This is a genomic window from Paenarthrobacter sp. 22069 (assembly GCF_052046035.1).
In the GTDB taxonomy this organism is placed as follows: Bacteria; Actinomycetota; Actinomycetes; order Actinomycetales; family Micrococcaceae; genus Arthrobacter.
In genome coordinates this window covers 1-4,117 of sequence record NZ_JBQEQF010000058.1, presented here as the reverse complement: position 1 = coordinate 4,117, position 4,117 = coordinate 1, and the positions used below count along the sequence as shown (strand labels likewise).

The window sequence follows — 4,117 nt, the reverse complement described above, 5'->3', positions numbered from 1 at the left end:
TCGTCGAGGGAGACGCGGTGGGTGCCGTCGCCCCAGAGCGCCATTTTCGCGGCGTTGATCGCTTTCGCGGCGGCGATCGCGTTCCGCTCGATGCAGGGGACCTGGACCAGCCCGCCGATCGGATCACAGGTCAGGCCCAGGTTGTGTTCCATCGCGATTTCCGCGGCGTTCTCCACCTGCGCCGGTGACCCGCCCATCACCTCCGCCAAACCCGCAGCGGCCATCGACGACGCCGACCCGACCTCGCCCTGGCAGCCGACCTCGGCCCCGGAAATCGAGGCCTGTTCCTTGTACAGCACCCCCACCGCGCCGGCGGCCAGCAGGAACCGCACCACCACATCCTGGCGGTCCCGGCCGGACGCGTTCTCCATGCCCGGGGCGAAATGCAGGGCATGGAACAGCACCGCCGGGATGATCCCGGCCGCCCCGTTCGTCGGAGCGGTGACCACCCGGCCGCCGGAGGCGTTCTCCTCGTTCACCGCCAACGCCACCAAGTTAACCCACTCCTGCCAATACCGCTGATCGAACGGCCCCGCATCCCACGCCGCATCCCCGTCCCCGTCCCGGCCGGTGGCAGGGTCGCTGTTCTGGTCCTGGCCCCGGTCCTTGCCGTGCGGGCCGGTAGCGCATTCCTTCTTCAACCGCTCAAACCAGTCCGGGGCGCGGCGGCGGACCTTCAACCCGCCCGGCAGCACCCCGTCCCGTTTCAGCGAGGTGGCCACGCACGCCTCCATCACGGACCAGATATGCAGCAGCCCGGCCCGGATCTCCTCCTCGGACCGGGAAGCTTTTTCGTTGACCAGCATCACGTCCGCGATCCCCAGGCCGGTCACCGCGCAGTGCTCCAGCAGTTCCGCGGCGGTCCGGAACGGCAGCGGCAACTCCTCTTTGGACGCGTCCAGTTCCTGCTGCGCCGCGTCCTCCTCACCCTCCCGGACGATGAAGCCGCCCCCGACCGAGAAAAACGTCGCCGCATGCAACACCGCCCCGGCCTGGTCCGCCACGGTGAAGGTCATCCCGTTCGTGTGCCGGGGCAGGACCGTCAAGGGCCGCAGCACCATGTCCTTCACCCCGTACGGCAACGGCACCACCCCGGCCAGCTGCAGCACCCCGCTCTCCGCGATCGAGGCCAGCCGCTCCTCCACCTCCGCCGGCAAAATCAGCTCCGGATGATAGCCCTCCAACCCCAACAGCACCGCCGTCATCGTCCCGTGCCCATGACCCGTCGCCGCCAACGACCCATACAAATCCACCCGCAACGACGCCACGTCCCCAAGCTTCCCCGAGGCCTTGAGCTCCTCCGCGAACACCGCAGCAGCCCGCATCGGCCCCACAGTATGAGACGACGACGGCCCAATACCGATCGAAAACAGGTCAAAGACTCCGACTGCCATGACAATTCCTAACTAAAAATCTGATTCGAGTCGCTCTGAGTGGCTGGGGTGGAGCGGGCAGGACATCCTCTGCGGGCTCGGTCGCGAAGACGCCCGCTAAGCGGACGTGACGCTCCCTTAGACGCCCGCTGCCGGATGCCCCGCCCACTCCGAGGGACACGGCACCAAAGCGAAGCGGCAGGCAAGCAACGAACAGGCCGGCAACGATCGTGAGTGCCGGAGAAAGAAAACACACACCTTGTCCGCGCCCTCCCGCTGCCTGCCCATGCCCGTCACCTTGGCCTCTGCACCGTGGCGACGTGCCCACAAGGGGCCGGCGGAGCCGGACTTTTCGAAAGCGTGCGTCAAAGCGACGAAGGAGCAGCACGCGTGAAAATGTCCGGTCCGCCGGTCCCGAAGTTGAGCCATGGGATTTCGACAAGCTCGAACACCGGCTCTGGGACTACTTGAGTCGCTTGTAGAACGGGAGGGCGACGACTTCGAACGGTTCTGCCTTGCCACGCAGGTCGATGTCCAGGCTGGTCCCGGGTGCGGAGTAGTCGACGTCGACGTAGGCCATGGCGATGGGGTAGCCGAGGGTGGGTGATGGCTGGCCGGAGGTGACTTCCCCGACGGTCATGCCGTCCTTCAGGACGGGGTAGTGCGCGCGTCCGGCGCGCCGGCCCTTCCCTTTGAGCCCCACGAGGCGGCGTCCGGAGGTGCTGCCGGCGCCGGCTTCCTTCTTTGCGGCCAGGGCGGCTTTACCGACAAAGTCGCCTTCTTTGGAGAGGGCGACCACGGCGCCCAGTCCGGCCGTGAACGGGTCACCCTGAAGTGACAGTTCATTGCCGTAGAGCGGCATGCCCGCCTCAAGGCGCAGGGAGTCACGGCATGCGAGCCCCGCCGGGGTCAGCTCCCCGTCTTCGGCGATGGCAAGCAGTGCCTGCCACAGCGCGGGGGCGTCGTCGTTGTCCACAAAGATCTCGAACCCGTCCTCGCCGGTATACCCGGTGCGGGCGAGCAGCAGTTCCTTGCCGCTGCCGCCCACCAGGAACGGAACGTCGACGGCCGCGTAGTACTTCAGCTCTGTCACCAGCGGGTGCTGCGCAGCCGGGACCAGGCGCAGCAGGAGCTCCTGGGCCATGGGTCCCTGGACGGCCACCAGGGACGTGCGGTTTGAGGCATCCTGCACCACGGCGTTGAAGCCTGAAGCCCGGTCCAGCAGTTCACCGGCGACGGTCCCGGCGTTGCCCGCGTTGGGCACCACCAGGAAGACGTCGGTGCCGTCTTCGGCCGCCGGCCGGCGGTAGACGATCAAGTCGTCGATGATGCCGCCGTCCGGGTTGCAGATCAGCGAGTACTTCGCCTTGCCCACCGCCATGGCGGAGATCTTTCCCACCAGGGCGTAGTCCAGGAAAGCGGCTGCATCGGGGCCAGTCACCCAGACTTCGCCCATGTGGGAGAGGTCGAACAGCCCGGCCGCCTTGCGGACGGCGTGGTGTTCAGCCAACTCCGAGCTGTACTTGAGCGGCATCTGCCAGCCGCCGAAGTCGGTGAAGGAGGCGCCCAGCTTCTGGTGTTCGTCGTAGAGGGCCGTGTATTTGGCGGTCATGGCGTTGGCTCAGTTCTCGAACTCGGAAAGCGGCGGGCAGGAGCAGATGAGGTTCCGGTCGCCTGCGGCACCGTCGATGCGTCCCACGGGCGGGAAGTACTTGTCCTGCTTGTGGTGCGCAGGGAAGGCTGCCTGCTCCCGCGGGTAGGCGCGGTCCCAGTCGGAACTTACGACGGCGGCTGCCGTGTGGGGTGCCCGGCGCAGGGGTGAGTCCGCCACGGCGAAGTCCCCGTTGGCCACCTGGTCGATTTCCTTGCGGATGGTGATCATGGCGTCGATGAACCGGTCGATCTCGGCCAGGTCCTCGGATTCGGTGGGCTCCACCATCAGTGTTCCGGCGACGGGGAAGGACAGGGTGGGGGCGTGGAAGCCGAAGTCGATGAGGCGCTTGGCAACATCCTCGGCGGTGACACCGGTCCTGGCGGTTAGCTCGCGCAGGTCCAGGATGCACTCGTGCGCCACCAGGCCACCCTCACCGGTGTACAGGACGGGGAAGTACTCGTTCAGCCGGGACGCGACGTAGTTCGCGGCCAGCAGCGCGGACTTGGTGGCCTCGGTCAGGCCCTCACCGCCCATCAGCTTCACGTAGGCCCAGGAAATCGGCAGCACACCGGCGGAGCCAAAGCGGGAGGCACTGATGGCAACACCATGGCCTGCCTCGTGCGCGGCCTTGTTCGCGTCGCCGGGCATGAAGGGGGCCAGGTGCGCCTTGGCTGCCACCGGCCCGACGCCGGGACCGCCGCCGCCGTGCGGGATGCAGAAAGTCTTGTGCAGGTTCAGGTGCGACACGTCGCCGCCGAACTGTCCCGGCTGCGCCAGGCCCACCAGGGCATTCAGGTTCGCGCCGTCGATGTACACCTGGCCGCCGGCGGCGTGCACCGCATCGCAGACGTCCCGGACATCCCCGTCAAAGACCCCATGGGTTGAGGGGTAGGTGATCATGATGGCCGAGAGCACGTCCTTGTTGGCCGCGATCTTGGCCGTGAGGTCATCGTGGTCGATGGTGCCGTCAGCGGCTGTGGCCACCACCACCACCTTCATGCCGGCCAGGACGGCCGAGGCGGCGTTGGTGCCGTGCGCGGACGCCGGGATCAGGCAGATGTTGCGCTGCTGCTCGCCCCGGGAGTGGTGG

The 4,117-nt window shown here is 67.5% G+C and carries 2 protein-coding genes and 1 pseudogene; all 3 read right to left on the bottom strand.

Features of this window, described 5'->3' with window-relative positions; translation table 11 throughout:
- The coding region (locus tag ACTJK0_RS21405) for an L-serine ammonia-lyase, iron-sulfur-dependent, subunit alpha (protein WP_440746547.1) at nucleotides 1-1,394 on the bottom strand (1,394 nt) is incomplete at its 3' end.
- A 442-nt stretch (nucleotides 1,395-1,836) separates the two neighbouring features.
- Complete coding sequence (gene gcvT, locus ACTJK0_RS21400) at nucleotides 1,837-2,985, bottom strand: glycine cleavage system aminomethyltransferase GcvT (protein WP_440746546.1); 1,149 nt, start codon at nucleotides 2,983-2,985, stop codon at nucleotides 1,837-1,839.
- Nucleotides 2,986-2,994: 9 nt separating this feature from the next.
- Nucleotides 2,995-4,117 (bottom strand): annotated as a pseudogene (locus tag ACTJK0_RS21395) (glycine dehydrogenase (aminomethyl-transferring)); the annotation flags it as partial.